Origin of the sequence: Mesorhizobium sp. M3A.F.Ca.ET.080.04.2.1, from assembly GCF_003952525.1 — a bacterium.
GTDB lineage: Bacteria > Pseudomonadota > Alphaproteobacteria > Rhizobiales > Rhizobiaceae > Mesorhizobium.
Genome location: NZ_CP034451.1, coordinates 1251751 through 1266481, shown reverse-complemented (window position 1 = coordinate 1266481; position 14731 = coordinate 1251751). Strand labels below are relative to the sequence as shown.

At 62.5% G+C, this 14731-nt stretch carries 22 protein-coding genes; 18 read left to right on the top strand and 4 right to left on the bottom strand.

All coding sequences use genetic code 11. The features are described from left to right. Positions 1-140: 140 nt before the first annotated feature. From EJ074_RS06120 to EJ074_RS06095, 6 genes are all read left to right on the top strand, one after another. On the top strand, positions 141-1394 hold the full coding sequence (locus EJ074_RS06120) for a pilus assembly protein TadG-related protein (RefSeq protein ID WP_095808925.1): 1254 nt from the start codon (positions 141-143) through the stop codon (positions 1392-1394). Positions 1395-1399: 5 nt separating this feature from the next. After that, on the top strand, positions 1400-1843 hold the full coding sequence (locus EJ074_RS06115) for a TadE/TadG family type IV pilus assembly protein (protein ID WP_095808926.1): 444 nt from the start codon (positions 1400-1402) through the stop codon (positions 1841-1843). A 16-nt stretch (positions 1844-1859) separates the two neighbouring features. Further along, positions 1860-2324, top strand: coding sequence for a TadE/TadG family type IV pilus assembly protein (locus EJ074_RS06110; RefSeq protein ID WP_095808927.1), 465 nt, complete (start codon positions 1860-1862; stop codon positions 2322-2324). 456 nt (positions 2325-2780) lie between these two features. Then, complete coding sequence (locus EJ074_RS06105; protein WP_095808928.1) at positions 2781-3572, top strand: hypothetical protein; 792 nt, start codon at positions 2781-2783, stop codon at positions 3570-3572. A 286-nt stretch (positions 3573-3858) separates the two neighbouring features. Next, the gene (locus EJ074_RS06100) at positions 3859-4047 is read left to right on the top strand and encodes a DUF1059 domain-containing protein (protein WP_095808929.1); all 189 of its coding nucleotides are present in this window, start codon (positions 3859-3861) and stop codon (positions 4045-4047) included. A gap of 205 nt (positions 4048-4252) precedes the next feature. Further along, positions 4253-4660, top strand: a complete 408-nt coding sequence (locus EJ074_RS06095; protein WP_095808930.1) for a hypothetical protein — start codon at positions 4253-4255, stop codon at positions 4658-4660. A 219-nt stretch (positions 4661-4879) separates the two neighbouring features. Here the strand turns inward: EJ074_RS06095 and EJ074_RS06090 are convergent, their stop codons facing one another. Together EJ074_RS06090 and EJ074_RS06085 are read right to left on the bottom strand one after the other, a co-directional pair. Further along, a complete protein-coding gene (locus EJ074_RS06090; RefSeq protein WP_245420638.1) occupies positions 4880-5149 on the bottom strand; it encodes an exopolysaccharide production repressor protein in 270 nt (89 codons plus the stop codon). 708 nt (positions 5150-5857) lie between these two features. Continuing rightward, on the bottom strand, positions 5858-6091 hold the full coding sequence (locus EJ074_RS06085; protein ID WP_245420641.1) for a hypothetical protein: 234 nt from the start codon (positions 6089-6091) through the stop codon (positions 5858-5860). A gap of 453 nt (positions 6092-6544) precedes the next feature. Here EJ074_RS06085 and EJ074_RS30105 point away from each other — a divergent pair, with 453 nt between their 5' ends. From EJ074_RS30105 to EJ074_RS06050, 7 genes are all read left to right on the top strand, one after another. Then, a complete protein-coding gene (locus EJ074_RS30105) occupies positions 6545-6697 on the top strand; it encodes a hypothetical protein (RefSeq protein ID WP_245454798.1) in 153 nt (50 codons plus the stop codon). 170 nt (positions 6698-6867) lie between these two features. After that, positions 6868-7059, top strand: a complete 192-nt coding sequence (locus tag EJ074_RS06075) for a hypothetical protein (protein ID WP_095808933.1) — start codon at positions 6868-6870, stop codon at positions 7057-7059. Positions 7060-7223: 164 nt separating this feature from the next. Further along, positions 7224-7409, top strand: coding sequence for a DUF3606 domain-containing protein (locus EJ074_RS06070; RefSeq protein WP_095808934.1), 186 nt, complete (start codon positions 7224-7226; stop codon positions 7407-7409). 682 nt (positions 7410-8091) lie between these two features. Next, positions 8092-8394, top strand: coding sequence for a DUF982 domain-containing protein (locus EJ074_RS06065; protein WP_095808966.1), 303 nt, complete (start codon positions 8092-8094; stop codon positions 8392-8394). Positions 8395-8421: 27 nt separating this feature from the next. Then, on the top strand, positions 8422-8709 hold the full coding sequence (locus EJ074_RS06060; RefSeq protein ID WP_095808935.1) for a DUF982 domain-containing protein: 288 nt from the start codon (positions 8422-8424) through the stop codon (positions 8707-8709). A 199-nt stretch (positions 8710-8908) separates the two neighbouring features. Continuing rightward, on the top strand, positions 8909-9262 hold the full coding sequence (locus EJ074_RS06055; protein ID WP_095808936.1) for a GYD domain-containing protein: 354 nt from the start codon (positions 8909-8911) through the stop codon (positions 9260-9262). A 153-nt stretch (positions 9263-9415) separates the two neighbouring features. Then, on the top strand, positions 9416-9952 hold the full coding sequence (locus EJ074_RS06050; RefSeq protein ID WP_129552833.1) for a J domain-containing protein: 537 nt from the start codon (positions 9416-9418) through the stop codon (positions 9950-9952). 947 nt (positions 9953-10899) lie between these two features. Here the strand turns inward: EJ074_RS06050 and EJ074_RS06045 are convergent. Beyond that, positions 10900-11754: a DUF1236 domain-containing protein gene (locus tag EJ074_RS06045; RefSeq protein ID WP_129552832.1), complete on the bottom strand. Its 855-nt coding sequence runs from the start codon at positions 11752-11754 to the stop codon at positions 10900-10902. Positions 11755-11975: 221 nt separating this feature from the next. On the opposite strand from EJ074_RS06045, the gene EJ074_RS06040 reads away from it, so the two are divergent. Then, positions 11976-12275, top strand: a complete 300-nt coding sequence (locus EJ074_RS06040; protein ID WP_095808939.1) for a DUF1236 domain-containing protein — start codon at positions 11976-11978, stop codon at positions 12273-12275. A gap of 225 nt (positions 12276-12500) precedes the next feature. Further along, complete coding sequence (locus tag EJ074_RS06035) at positions 12501-12722, top strand: hypothetical protein (protein WP_095808940.1); 222 nt, start codon at positions 12501-12503, stop codon at positions 12720-12722. Between the two features lie 200 nt (positions 12723-12922). Here the strand turns inward: EJ074_RS06035 and EJ074_RS06030 are convergent, their stop codons facing one another. Next, positions 12923-13420, bottom strand: coding sequence for a DUF982 domain-containing protein (locus tag EJ074_RS06030; protein WP_245420642.1), 498 nt, complete (start codon positions 13418-13420; stop codon positions 12923-12925). 147 nt (positions 13421-13567) lie between these two features. Between EJ074_RS06030 and EJ074_RS06025 the strand changes: the two genes are divergently transcribed. The 3 genes from EJ074_RS06025 (at position 13568) to EJ074_RS06015 (ending at position 14540) form a co-directional block, all read left to right on the top strand. Next, entirely contained in the window at positions 13568-13867 is a 300-nt protein-coding gene (locus EJ074_RS06025; RefSeq protein WP_095808941.1) for a DUF1236 domain-containing protein, read from the top strand. Between the two features lie 77 nt (positions 13868-13944). Beyond that, positions 13945-14154: a hypothetical protein gene (locus tag EJ074_RS06020; RefSeq protein ID WP_095808942.1), complete on the top strand. Its 210-nt coding sequence runs from the start codon at positions 13945-13947 to the stop codon at positions 14152-14154. Between the two features lie 104 nt (positions 14155-14258). Beyond that, positions 14259-14540 (top strand): DUF2934 domain-containing protein, encoded by a 282-nt coding sequence (locus tag EJ074_RS06015; RefSeq protein WP_095808943.1) that lies wholly within the window; start codon positions 14259-14261, stop codon positions 14538-14540. Positions 14541-14731: the final 191 nt, after the last annotated feature.

Here is a 14731-nt window from a genome sequence, read left to right as displayed (position 1 = left end):
CTAAAGTCTTACTGTTTGCGCCACAAGTCGGTGAGACTGGCCTCTGCAGTCTGACCTTCGCAAGTCGAGCGAAAAAATTAGGCATTCCTTTATCCACGGGTGATGACGTGGTCGCCGGGATAGCTTGGGCGCGCTCGGCCATGACACAACTCGGTCGGATCATCAAAAAATTCCTCTCTCGCGGCTTGCGGAGGGGGGAGGGCGGCAATGTCGCCACCATCTTCGCGCTGACCCTGCCGATTGTCGTCGGCGGGGCCGGGCTCGGGGTCGAGACGTCCTACTGGTACTATTCGAGCCTGAGGCTTCAGTCGACGGCGGACGCGGCCGCCTATGCCGGCGCCGTGGAGAAGTCCTGGGGCTCCGACACTGCGACCATCACCGCGGCCGCCACGGCATCGGCGACCGAAAACGGGCTGGGCACGGGCACCATCACCGTCCACACGCCGCCGACGTCGGGGGCTTATACGGCAAAGAAGGCGGTCGAGGTAATCCTCAACCAGAACCTCGACCGGATGTTCACCTCGATCTTCTCATCGAGCAAGGTGCCCGAGCAGGCCAGGGCAGTGGCGCTGATCACCGACGCCTCCTACGCTTGCGTGCTGGCGCTCAGCAACTCGGCCGCGCAGGCGGCGCTCTTCTCCGGCAACACCACCGTCAAGCTCAACGGCTGCTCCGTCATGTCGGATTCGACCGCCAGTGATGCCATCACCGTGCAGGGATCGGCGGGTTTGGCGGCCGACTGCCTGATTTCGGTCGGCGGCATGGTGCTGAACAACCCAGTGACCACGAAATGCGCCTCGAAGATCACTCAGGCGCTGCCGGCGTCCGATCCGTTCGCGAACCTGCCGGCGCCAACACCCAGTGGCGGTTGCAAGAACGTTAACGGCAGCAAGACAACGCAAACACTGCAGGCCGGTACATACTGCAGTGGCATGAACCTCAATGGCAATGTCGCGCTTACTTCCGGCACTTATATCGTGCAGGGCAATTTGAAGATCAATGCCGGCGCGGTCATCACCTGCGCCTCACCCTGCACCAACGGCGTGACCATCTACATGTCGGGCAGCAACACCGTCAGCATCAACGGCAACGCCACGGTGACGCTCAGCGCCCCGACTTCCGGAACCTATTCCGGCGTGCTTTTTTACGGCGACCGGACCGGGACTGCGGCACAGAGCACCTTCAACGGCACCGCGACCTCCTCGCTGACCGGCGCCATCTACTTCCCCAAGCAGCAGGTCAACTATCTCGGTAATTTCTCCGGCCAGAACGGCTGCACGCAAGTCGTCGCCGACACCATCAAATGGTCCGGCAACTCCACCATCAATCAGGACTGCTCGAGCCTTGGGATGAGCGGCATCACGGCCGCGTCGTCGATAAAGCTCGTCGAGTAGGCGCCATGCAACCACCGGCGACCCGTTTCCGCAGAGACCGATCCGGCGCCGCCGCGGTCGAGTTCGCGCTTGTGCTGCCGGTGCTGTGCGTCGCCCTGCTGGGCACCGTCGATGGCTGGTCCTACGTCACCCACTCGCTCTCGATGCGCGCCGGCGTGAAGACGGCGGCGAATTTGGTGCTGGCGGGCTCCAGCGACGACAACGCCACGCAAGCGGCCGCGCTGGCGAGTTGGGAGAAAAAGCCTACGGACGCGGCCGTCACGGTGAACCGCGTCTATAAATGCGGGACGATTGTGGTGGCGTCGGCGTCGACCATGTGCGCGGGATCGAAAGTGCCCACGATCTACGTCGAGATCCAGGCGTCGGGCACCTGGACGCCGCCCTTCAGTTTCGGCCCGTTCCCGGAGGACACGGCGATGGACCATCAACAGGTGGTCCGTGTCCGCTAGGCGAAGCCCGGGAAAAATGCGCAGCGGTTTTCTGACCCCAATTGCGTCTCGCTGCAAGCGGCTGAATCCAAAGGCGTTTGCCGGCAATGTTTCGGGCGGCGGCGCCATCGAGTTCGCGCTGATCGCGCCTGTCCTCATCATGCTGTTGTTTGGGATTTTCGCCTTCGGCTGGTCGATGAATTCCAACTCCAGCGTTCGCTACACGCTGGAGGCCTCCGCGCGCTCGCTGCAGCTCAACAACACGATGACCCAGTCGCAGATCCAGGCGATCGCGACGCAGAAGCTGACAGCGCTTGGCCTCAAGAACGTGAGCGTGACGATTGTCACCGATCCGGCAAGCGGCGGCTTCTGCATGGCGCACCTGACCGCCAGCTACGCCTACGTCATCGATTTCCCCTATTTCGACCAGTTCCCGATCAACTATTCGACCACGGTCTCGGTGCCGAAACTCAGCAGCGTGGCGGGAGCTTGCCCGACCTGAAACGCAGTTGACGCCGAACCGGCAATGCGAAACTTCGCATGCGTCCTTGCGCCTTGCCTACCTTGCAGGCCGGCCACACCAACGTAAGCACGAGCGGGCCAGTTTGTGCCGCCGCGATCTGCTGCTTGAGCGTCACAAGCCATTGATTTCAGCACCTTTCACCTGTTCGTTCACGCCGTTCGCGAGCCGGAAAACCCGCTCCTTGGGACCATGGTCGGGGAGGACATGGGCACTCATTGTTGCAAACGGCCGAGCGCGCCTAAGGCCTTTGATTTAATCAGCAATTTCAAGGACATAAGGGGCATTCTGCGACGCTCTGCAGGCCTGCGGGGCAGCTTGCTCGCACATCGCTACCGCAACTGTCTAAAGTTTACTGCATTCAGTTAGGGAATTCTCATACGACACGCCGTAGCGGTCGGGTGAGGTGGCGATTTCAGTAGACCCGCAGGAGGTATTATGAAAATCCGAAAAATCCTTTTCACATCGCTTGCCGTTCTGGCGCTCGCGGCGGCTCCGGCGATGGCCGGCGGCAATGGCAATGGCGGCGGTCATGGTGGCGGCAATGGCGGCGGCAATGGTGGCGGTCACGGCCATGCCGGTGGCAATGGCGGCGGCGGCAAGAGCAGCGGCAAGAGCGGCGGCAGCGCCACGCACGGCAAGTCGGCGTCAGCCAAGGGCCAGCTCGCGAAATCGCAGGTGGACGACGACACCGATGACACGGCGACGCCGAAGGAGAAGAACCTCCATGCCAAGCTGGGCCGGCTGAATTCATTGCAGCGCAACATCAACGCCTACCTGAACTCCAAGAGCCCGAAGTTCGCCGCCGTCCAGGCCTATGTGACGCAGGCTGCGGCAGCCAAGAACGCGCAGGCCGCGGTTGAGACCGCGCAGCAGGCCGTAGACGACGAACAGGCCAAGCTCGACGCGCTCAACCAGCAGCTGACAGACCTCAATAACATCGACCAGTCCCAGATGACGGACGACGAGAAGGCGGCACTGGCCGACCAGATCGCGGATGTCGAAGCACAGATCGCGGATCAGCAGACCGCGGTGGATGATGCCAACCAGGCACTCACCGATGCCGAGACCGCGGCTGCCAACACGCCAGCTCCCGACGATCAATCGCTCGACGAGGCCCTCCAGGACATGGCCAACAAGCCGGTCGACCAGGAGGTCACGGACTGGGCCAAGGACGTGCTGTCGCAGAAGATCGACGAGGCCGCCGCGGCGACGTCTACGACGCCGTAAGTCGGGCGCTACCACCGACCAGAGGGTAGCCGTAAGTCGGGTGCTACCGACCAGAGGGTAATAATTGATGCCGCCGTTCCCCCGGCGGCATTTTTCGTGGCAGCAAAGAAACGGCAGCAATGAAGCTGCCGATCTCTTCCCTCCTGGGGGAGATGCCCGGCAGGGCAGAGGGAGGCGCTGTCCCGCCGGCGTCTCAGATCTCGCTCCGGCTTTCGTCAGGAAAGCCATTGACAAAAGCCCGACTCCGCTCGCTCATTTAAGCACTCTCTAATGTGCGGAGCCGGCAATGCCATATACGTATCGGTGCAGAGACTATCCGGGGATGGAAGCCTGTCCGGGAAGCTTCACGGCGCAAAGCGCGGAAGAGGTGATGAAGCATGTCGAGCTTCACGCCAAATCGGCTCATGGCGAAGATCCCGGTCAATGGTCCGACGAGGAGCGCAAGCAACTCGAGGCGATGATAAGCGCCAGCTAGCCGCGCCTTTGAAGGCCGCGCCATCCCTCTTCGGCTACCCGAGCCCCGGGGCTGAACCCTCGCTTGGTGCAGGTCCGTCGAAGCAGCCCTGGCTTCGACAACGCTGCGCAAAAGCCGCCGCCGCCACAACCGCGCATTGGCTAATATGCATTGCGACGTGTAGACTTGGCAGAGTCGGGTTTGACTGGGCATTGGGAGGACAATCATGCCACGGGTTTCGGAACTCTTCTTCAAGACGGCCATCGTGTTTCTCGTCCTGGGCATAGCGGCCGGGCTGCAGATGGCGATTTCGGGCGATCACGGCGCCTTCCCGGCGCACGCCCACATCAACCTTCTCGGCTGGGTCACCAGCGCGATCTTCGGCGGCTATTACGCGCTCAACCCGGCCAAGGCCGAGCGCCGCGTCGCCATGATCCATTACGGCCTTTACACGGTCGGCATCGTCATCATGCTGCCGGCGCTCTATTGGATGCTGGCGGCCGGTCATCCCGAGGTCGAGCCGGTCGTGGCGGTCGGCTCGCTGATCGTCGCCGCCGCCGTGCTGGTCTTTGCCTTCGTGGTGTTCTCGTCCTCGGTCCCGGTGCGTTCGGCCACGCCCGCCACTGCGCGCTGACGGGGCGACGGAGCGCGTGATCTCCCCCCTCGAGGGGGAGATGTCGCCGAAGGCGACAGAGGGGGTCGCCGCGCGTGGAGCGCCAACCTTCATCTGCCGCGAGAAACAGGCCGAGTCCGGTCGAACCGACCCCCTCTGGCCTGCCGGCCATCTCCCCCTCAAGGGGGGAGATCACGCGCGTCGCTGCACGGATATGACTTTCGGTTACTGGAAGTCCCGTTAAGGCATCTGCCTCGGGAACAGCCGCGCAATCAGGGCATGGATGATGCCGTCGCGCTCGAACGGGCCCGGCAGCTTGGCCGGCCCCGCGGTGGCGTCGGACTTCGACTCGTCGGCCGACCGGCTCTCGCCATGCACCAGCCACAGCACGGCCGTGAAGTAGCCTGCCTGCAGCACGACGGCCGCGAGGAATGTCCAGCCCAAAGCTGCCCAGACCGATCCGGTGCTCACCAATGTCCAGCCCAGGATCGCGAGAAGTGTCGCCGTCATTCCCACAAGAAATTGCGGAAAATACATATGCCCATCGAACACTCCCGGCGTTGATGCCGGCAATGTCCGCCCGTGTCTCTACCCGGTTTGAGCCTTGCACCTTTCAGGCACGACCGCAAGTTGGGAACAATGCCAATGTGTGCGGCCCATTGACGTAGGACTTACGTCGTAGGCCGCCAAATGGCAAGCGCGCGCTTCAGCAAGCCGCCTGCCGTCCGAAGAAGCAGAACCTTCGAATTTGCGTCTGTGGGGCGGCCGCCATTTGGCGCAGCCGGCCTTCCCAGGCTCCTGGCCGATGCCCGGCGGGACCATCGCCTGAGGACTTTTGCGCCCGGAACCAAGTTTCCGGCGGTCCGTTCCCAACTCGTGCAATTGAGGAGGCTCTGATGGATCGCAGCGTCTACCAGGCGCGCTGGATACTCGCGCCGATACTTGGCTTCAGCGTCGTCTTTTTCGCTGTCGGACTGCTGGTCGGCTAGCGTCGGCGCTGCGGGGAACGCGCCCTGAAGGCCTTTGGAAAGACCCGGCCCGCTCGATCGAGCTTGGGCTCAGGATCAGCGGGCCGGGCACTACCCCATGCCGGGGGGCGGGCAGAGGCAAAACAACATTGCGCCGCCGGCCGCCATCTCGCCATAACAAGCGTTACAGCATGTCGCGCAAAACTCTGCAGCGGTTTTGCGAAAACGACATGCATGAACACTTAGCCGCTCACTCTGAATTCCGCAGCCGTTCCAGATGGGTGATGTGTTCGAGTTGGATCGCCTGGAACTCCTGCAGCATCTTCACCGCCTCGTCGGTAGGGTGGCCATGTTCGGCCAGCCGCTCGATCAGATCCCGCTGGCGAGCAATGCGCTCTTCGCCTTCACGGACGTGGCGCTGTGCCATTTCCAGCTGGGTTTCGCGGCGCGGCATAGCGCCGAAGCATAGCAGCGGCGGCAGCATCGGAGAACTAGGCCCGTTGCCGTGTCTGTGCTCCAGCAACGGGCCTAGTCTGTCCGGCTTGCCTTGTCGGTGGACACATTGGCAGCAAACCGGACGTTCCCCAACAACCGGGGCAGAGCCCCACCCGTAGCCCCACTGTGCGGCTTGATTCCGGGCCGCGCTGCAACAAAAGTTAATTGACCCGGGGCGACTGAAGTCTGACGTTCGAACGCATTGGTCCCAGCATCGACGATCGGTTGGTCGTAGGGCCGGTGGCGCTGCTGCATGGCGGCTGGGCCGAACTTCCCGAAACGCCATATTAGCAGCCGCTTGACGACGTCCGTGCGTGCTCCAGACTCATGTCATGGCTCGGGGCATCAAGATCGGCGACGAGGTCGCCACGTCACCATCCCGTCCTACGGATTTCCACACTCGCTCGTCGACCGGACGTCGAAGGTCAAGAAGGGCCAGCTGATGGAACTCATCGGCGACGTCACGCATGTCGACGGCGAGTGGCTGACGATCAATCTGGGTGTCCCGGTGACGGTGAACGGGGATACGGTTCGCCTGGTGACAGCCTACAAGCCGCCGGCCCGCAAGACGCCGCTCATCGACAAGGCGACGTGAGGGCCGGGCGCGCGCCTCCATGAGATGCTGCAGCGGCCTGAACCGTGGCGCAGTCTGATGCATGTCGTTTTCAGCGCGACGCGCTTCAGGGGCAGGGCGGCGACGCAAGAATTTTCACGCATCCATCATAGTTAATTCCCGGCCGCAGCGCTGGGGCCTAACCATGTCGGATGAAGAGCTACATCGTTGAAATCATGTCCGGTGACGTCGTGACCTCATCGCAGTTGGTGGAGGCGCACACGGCGGCCGCCGCAGCAGCCCGGGCAACCGGCCGCGCCGTCCGCATTCGGCGCGACGAGGTGCTTTGGGTCAGGGTCACCGACGCCGCGAACGGCATCGTCTACAAATACGCCTTCCAGTAGATTTTACGCATATGCCCGGAACTGTGCAGCGGTGCCGGGACAGCGAGGTGGCCCGAGATCAAGGACCTGAAGCGCGTCGCCCGAAGCCGTTTCATCGCGGCGAGCGTGGCGGCTTGGAACAATTCCCACGTCGTGGCTGTTGGTTCTGCCAAGGAGGAACAAACATGGCTGACGACAGGATGAAGCGCGACTTCCGCGACCGCGACCGCGTGTCGGCGGATGAGGACTATGAGGTCCGCTATTTCGCCAAGCAGCACCGCATCACGCCCGAGCAGGTTCGGGAACTGATCGGCGCGCATGGCAACGACCGCAAGACGCTGGAGCGCGAGGCCAGGAAGCTCAGAGGGTGACGAGGCTTTTCAGATCTGGCCCGCGCGGCGCGTGATGTGGCGCTGAAGATGTGTCGAGACTGACGGGCCCCGGAGCCCGGCCTGTCGTACTGATTTTGGGGGCACATTTCGCAGGCCGGGCCTTACCCCGAGTTTCGGGATGAGCGGGGCAAGGATCTATAATGCGCCGTCTGCCTTCGCTTCGCCCTAACATTTGTTAGGGATTACTAATATTAGAAGATGCAGGGCTCGCCCGTTGCACCTTTTCGGTGACCTGCGTCCTCCACCGAAACGTTACGCAGTTTGGCGAGTGCATTTGCCCGCCGAACGCCGGACTACCCGCAATAGGATAGCTGCGCACTACCCCTTCTCCTTATGGATGCATTTTGGCCGTTTCGGCGGTGGCGTATATTCTTCGCAGCCGGTGTCCTGATAGCGCGGTCCCCCTAGCTACCCGCCGGTTAGGCCCGGTCGCCTGCGATCCGCGAACCAACATGGGTAGCCGGGCCGCTCCCGCCTTCTTCATTGGCTTTCCGCGCGCAGGCAGCGCTTTTTGGCAGGCCGAGGGGTCCTCACGATGGCCGATGCGCCAAGCTCTTGACGGTCAAAAATGTCGAACCCATATCGCCTTTCGGGCGGAACCGCGCTGTCGGTCGCCGCCTTCACCCGAAGCAAGAATTGTTCGTTCGATTTGGAGGATCCTATGAACGATCGGATGTTCGACAGCCCTGTTCTGGTAAAGAGCGGGAACAGCGTCATTGAGGAAGTCGCTTGCCTGGAAGACGCCCTGGAATTCCTGTACGAATGGCCCAAAAACAGACGCGGTCCCATCTACGAGACGGCACTTCGCGCATGCCAGCGAGCATTCGACAGCGACTACCCGCTGAAGGCGGCCCGAGACGCCTTTTGCGGTTTTGCGAAAGCCGCCAGAATCCTTGAGGAAGCGGCCGCGGGACTGCCTTGGATGACCTCCAAAGGCGGCCGCAGCGGCGGCTTGGTGGCCTAGAACCGTTGCCGGACAAGGGAGTTCGCGATGCTGGCCAAACCCTTCGAAACGCCCATCCGAGTCTGGGTCGGTTTGGGCTTCCCCCGGCAGTTGAACACGGTGGTCGACGCCTACCAGTTTGCCATCGACTGGTGCGGCAACAGCCCTGAGCAGAAAGCGGCGATCCGCGCCTGCAAGGCCGCGTTGGTCGGCGACATCGACGCCGAAACCGCAAGAGGCGTCTTCGTGGCCTTTGCCCGCCGCAAGGACATCCTCATCGAGGATGATGGCGCAATGCCTCCCGTCATCAGCGCAGGGCAGTCGAAACACGCCTGACGTGACTGAGGCGGCTCCCTATGCCGCCTCGTCCGTTCCAAGCACCTTCGCGTCTCTGCAGCGGTTCTGAGACAGCGATATGCATCAGCACAAGAAACATGAAGCGCGTCGCCGTTTCAGCGCGACGCGGCTTTAGACCCGGCCGTCGCCTCGACGGCCGATCCCCTGTATACTTGCCGCAAACCAGGGAGGATCGATCATGCCGTTATACCTGACCAGGTTCAGCTACACGCCGGCAACATGGGCCAAGCTCATCCACAACCCGGAGGACCGCCGAGAGGCGGCCAAGCAGTACATAGAATCGGTCGGCGGGAAGTTGCATGGCTTCTGGTACGCCTTTGGTGAGCACGACGGCTATAATCTGTGGGAGGCTCCGGACAACGTGTCCATGGCCGCGACGGCGCTCGCGATCGGCTCGGGCGGCGCGCTGAGCTCCATCGAGACGACTGTCCTGCTGACCGTGGAGGACACGCTTGCCGCGCTGCAAAAGGCATCGTCGATCAAGTATCGACCGCCGGGAGAACAAGCGAAGCCGACCGAACCCAAAGGCTAACCGCAGGGTCGAGGCGAACGGCAACGCCATGCGCCTACTTTAATGCATGTCGCCGGAGCCGCGATTGTCGCCGGCCGTCCGGCGGCTTGCATGGGCGGGGCGCTTGAGTAATGCTGTCTGTGGGGGGTGGTGTGATTCTTTGGAAGCACCACGATGTTCATCGACTACTACGAACTTCTGGAAATAAGTCCGCGGGCCAACTCGGAAACGATCGAACGCATATTTCGCTATTTCGCCATGCGCTACCATCCCGACAATCGGGACACCGGCGATGAGGCACGTTTCAGCGAAATCGTCGAAGCGCACAACACGCTCAAGGATCCGGTCAAGCGCGCCCGGTACGACATTCAATACAACGACCGGCTGGAGCATCGGCGCGAACTGGCCGAGGAGGCCAGCGATCCCAAGAGCATCGAACGGGATTCGACCATTCAGGCGAAAGTGCTTTCGCTCCTCTATGTGCGGCGCCGACAGGACGTCAACAGTCCTGGCATCGGCGACGAGGAGCTCGAGCGCCTGTCAGCCTGTCCGCGCGAGCATCTGGAGTTCCATCTCTGGTATCTCAAGGCAAAAGGCTGGATAGCCAGGATCGAAAACGGGATGTTTGCCATCACGGTCGACGGCATCGATCGCGCCAACGCCGAGCATCGTGGCAACGCCCCCGTCACCAGATTGCTGAACCACAGCTAGACGGTTCGGGACAGCGTCGCTTGGCCAATTTCAGCCTGGCGCCCATTAAGGGTGCGAGATTAACCAATCGTAGACCGCGCTGTCCTAATCTGAGACAGCGCGGTCTGCTGCAGACTGGCCGCGCAGGCGGCTCCGGCATTCAGGCAACCCTACCCCTGGTCGGAGCCGCCACTTTCTATATACCAGCAGCGGTTGAATCAAGCCTTACCAAGCATCCTTTCCAGTGTATTTCCCGGATCGGTCGGCTTCGACGGTTCGACGGCCCCGGGCGCCATTCGTCTCGCCAGCGGGCTCCTTCTGTTCGCGTCATGTTCGAAATAGAAGCTGTTGCTAAAATATACCTGTTCACGGCCGTTTGGATGAGAGGAGGGGTAACCGAAAAGAGGTAGGGAACATTGCCCCCGACGCGCGGTTCGGCACATGTCGGCTTGCGTAAAACCCCTCGCACGCAAGCCGGCCTAGTCCCAAACTTGCCCGCTGGCTCAGCCAAGCGGGCTTTTTTGCGATCTTCCGATTGTTGCCGATTGGCGCCGATTATCGGGGGCGGCCGCGCCAGCTTTGGAATGGGTTTGTAGCCTGCCAACGCTGCGCTCGGCGCCTTGGCGGCGCGTGAGCGGAACATAGGCGGCCCGGCCCGCTTATCGTAGTGTGACACAGGATAGTGCGGGACCGGGCCTACCCTGCGGCAAGGCAGGGCAGGCGTATGGTGCATCTCTGCCCCGGTCTCGCGTTAACAAATGATAGTCCTCCCAAACAAATGATAGTGGAAGGTTACTGCATGTCGCGCAAAACTGTGCAGCGGTTTTGCGAGAACGACATGCATAAAAAGATAGACCTATAGCGCGTCGCCTGGATCCGTTTCAGCACGCCGCGCTTTAGCTTCCGGTTTCACGAAAAAAGGCCCGCCATGCCGGGGGCGCGGCGGGCCTTGGGGCTGGTCTCGCCTATCAGGTCAGGATCAGCACGATCGTGTAGGTGTTCGGATCGACGATGACGATGCGTCCGTCGGCGAGCACGAAATACTCGTAGCTCTCGTAGGCCGGAATGATCTTGACGATACGCGCCGGCAAGCGGTGCAGACGGATCTTGTGGCGCGGCACCTCGACGCCGACCGAGATGTCGAACGTCACATCGCGAACCGGCTGGACCTTGGTCTCGTGGATGATCTGCGTGATCTGCGTCTTCTGCTCGACGGTCACGTTGGTGATCGAAGCCGTCTTGTCCTGATCGGTCTGGACCTTGGTCTCGCCCTGAGCGTTCTGCTCAGTGGTGGTGCCGGTCTGACCTTGAGCGTTCTGCTCGGTCTGCATCTTGGTGGTACCCTGGGCGTTCTGCTCGGTCGCCGTGCCGGCCTTGCCCTGCGCCTGCTGCTTCTTCTTCAGCTGCGTGTTGTCCTGGGCATTCTGCTCAGTGGTGGTGCCGGTCTGGCCCTGGGCGTTCTGCTCGGTCTGCATCTTCGTGGTGCCCTGAGCGTTCTGCTCGGTCGTCGTGCCGGCCTGGCCCTGGGCCTGCTTCTTCTTCTTCAGCTGCGTGTTGTCCTGGGCATTCTGCTCAGTGCTGGTGCCGGCCTGACCCTGGGCCTGCTCATCGGTCTTCATCTTCTGCTTGCCCTGGGCCTGCTCTTCGGTCTGCTTCTTCATCTTGCCTTGGGCCTGTTCGCCCGCCTTGCCGCCCTTCGGGCAGTCGGCCTGGCCGGCCGCGCAATTGTTGTCGCCGCTCGGCTGCACGGCTTCGGTCTGCGCCATCGCGGCGCCGCAACCGACGCCGAGTGCAATCATGCTCGTGATAAGCAGGTGTTTCATCGGAGTTTCTCCTCGGAAAGTCGGTCCCTTCGCTGGAGTAACCCGCCTTCAAACGCATTGTTCCGAAATCGTCCGGCGGGCAACGCCTGGCGCGGCCGGGTGAAACCGGCGCTCCGATTTGCAAGGAACAAGCCCCGTCCGCTGGCGTTAGGGCCAGTGCCGCCCGGCTGTGGAAATCGCAGGCGCAGCGCAGGAGGCGATTATCCACAAGGAGACGATCGATGAAACTGCATCTCACCACCGCCGCCGCGGGCCTTCTGCTTCTTGCCGGCATCGGCGCGGCAGCCGCCCAGGATGTCATCATCCAGCCCGAGCAGGAAACGGTGATCCGCGAATATGTGCACAAGCAGCCGCTGGCCTCGGTGAAGGTCCCGGGCGTCGAGCTCAATGTCGGCACCGTTCTTCCCGACACTGTCGAACTGCACGAAGTGCCGAACGTCCAATACCGTTATGTCGTCGTCGACAACCGCACGGTGGTGGTCGACCCCGGCACGCGCAAGATCGTCAAGGTCATCGACTGACAAAGATGATCGCCGGCCAGGCCCGCTGCTCGCCGAGCGGCGGGCCTGAGCGTGTATTACTTTGTTACCAACAGCTAACGGAACCTTTCACTCTACAGCGAGTTTGGCGCTCTGTATTCGCGATCCCTTATATAAAGCGATGCCTCATATACAACACAACTTTGGGCAGGATGCGGATCGGGCGGCGGCAAAACGAGGACGGGTTGGGGGAGGAGACTGACCAAAATGTCGAAACGAGAAGTCGGAACATCCCAGTCGCTTGGGATACGAGTCGCCGATTTGAGAGCCAGGATGCGGGACGCCCGGATCACCGAACATGAGATGAAGGCCTTCCAGAAGGTCGCGGCCATAATGGGGGGCGGCGACGGCTCCCTACGCATCGATGCGGACGATCTGATCGCCGCATCCTTTGTCACCGAGTCGTTCAGCGAACCGACGCCGAACTGACAGCGGACCATCCTCGTCAAGCGGATCTGTCCAGGCCGCCCGATTGGTTTCGGCGGCAAGCGCCGCATTGCGCTTCCGCCAGGCTTGTATGGAAAAGGCCGCGGGCCGGCACAGGAGGGCCAGCTTCTTTCTCGGGCTTTTGCGCGGCCGCGAAGAGGCCGCCCCGCCGCTAACGTTCCGCCGAGGGTTCGCCCGAACCCTCAGAGCCGCGGCTGGTGGTCGCGCCTTGCTTTCATGCGCCTGATCTTGGCTTCGCGCAGCGCCGTGACCGGGTCGATGCCGGTCCACACGATTCCGGCCTGCTCGGCGAAGCGGATGAAGGCGCGCCTTGCCGCGCTGAGTTCCACCTCGCCGGTGCGCGCGGCCTCGCAGGCGCAGAGCGCGATCCTGTGGCTGCTGCCGCGTGCCGCGGGCGGCCATTCCTTGAGGAAGTTCTGCATCTGCGCCAGCGATGTGATCTCGCGCTTGAACCCGGCCCCGACGGCGATCGCCACCGGGGCCCGCAGCGCAACGTCGCTTTTGACGAGTTCATTCATGGCTGCACCTTTTAGGCACTCCTGCGCGTCAGCGACGCGCTTTAAGTGTTTGTTTTCGCGCATGTCCCTGAACCGCCGCGCAGTTTTGGGCGACACGCTCTCAAGCTGCTCAATGCGGAGCGGTTGAAAGGGTTCCGCCGGCCACGCCGGCAGCCAGATCACGCCTCTGCAGCCAGCAATCGGGCATCGCCGGCGGAACAAGAGCCGGGCGCCGACGTTTGCCCATCGAGCTCGCAAGTTTGACCTGTCGATGTTTCCGCTGCCGGCGGAGGCAGGGGCGAAGCTCGCTTAACCAACAGGAGACTTACGATGAAACGCTTTCTCATTCCTGCCGTCACCGGCGTTGCCCTGATGGCCGGCCTCGGCCTAGCGGCTGCGGACGAGGTGATCATCACCCCCGAGCAGCAGACCGTCGTCAAGGAATATGTTCACAAGCATCCGATCGCCTCGGTCAATATCCTTGGCCTCGAGCTTGGTGTAGGCTCGACCGTGCCGGATACGGTTGAGCTGCAGACGGTGCCGGACGTTCAGTACAGATACGCTGTCGTGAACGATCACACCGTGTTGATCGATCCGGGTACGCGCAGGGTCGTCCAGGTCATCCAGTGACGACTGCGCCATGACCAACATGCCCTCCCGCCGTCCAGCGATGGCGGGAGGGTGTTGGCTTTGGGAGGAGCATTGGCATGCATCATCCACATGTCGAATCGCCTGACATTGCCAAGAACGTGGACCAGCTTCTGGCTGAACACCGCACCGGACTGCTGTCGATGAAGGACGCGATCGCCCTCCTGCGCCAGCGCACCGGCACCGAGCGTTCCGACGCGGATTTGGCCGCGTTGATCACGAAAAAGGCAGCGCATCTTGGCGTCGCCGTCGTTTCCAACGACCGCTGAAGAATTCGCGCACGAACTCCAGCGCCGCCGCCCCGATGTGCAAGACGGCGCCGTAAAATTCGGCTAAGCTTCCCTCCGAACCGGTCCCAACCACGGAGGCGACAGTGACGGACGACAGGCAGGAACGCATTCGCCGGCGGGCGCACGAGATCTGGGAACAGGCGGGGCGGCCGGAAGGCTCGCATATGGAGCACTGGGACCAGGCGACGGCGGAGATCGACGGCGAGAAGCAGCCGAAGTCCAAGGCCGCGCCCAAGAAGGCTGCCGCCTCCAAGGCTGCTGCCGTCCCCAAGGCTGCTGTTGCCAAGACCGCCAAGCCCAAGCCAGCTCCCAAGGCAGCCCCCAAATCAGCAAAGGCGCCAGCCAAGCCGAAGGCCAAGAGCTGATTCTGCGGCGGTCGTCAGGCCGCTGCCGTTATCCGATGATCCTGGCGTGGAGCGCCTCATCTCCTCCCTTGAGGGGGGAGATGTCGCCGAAGGCGACAGAGGGGGTCGCCCCGCGTGGGGCGCCAGCCTCCATTTGCCAAGAAGCAGGCCGAGCCCAGTCGGACCGACCCCCCTCTGGCCTGTCGGCCATC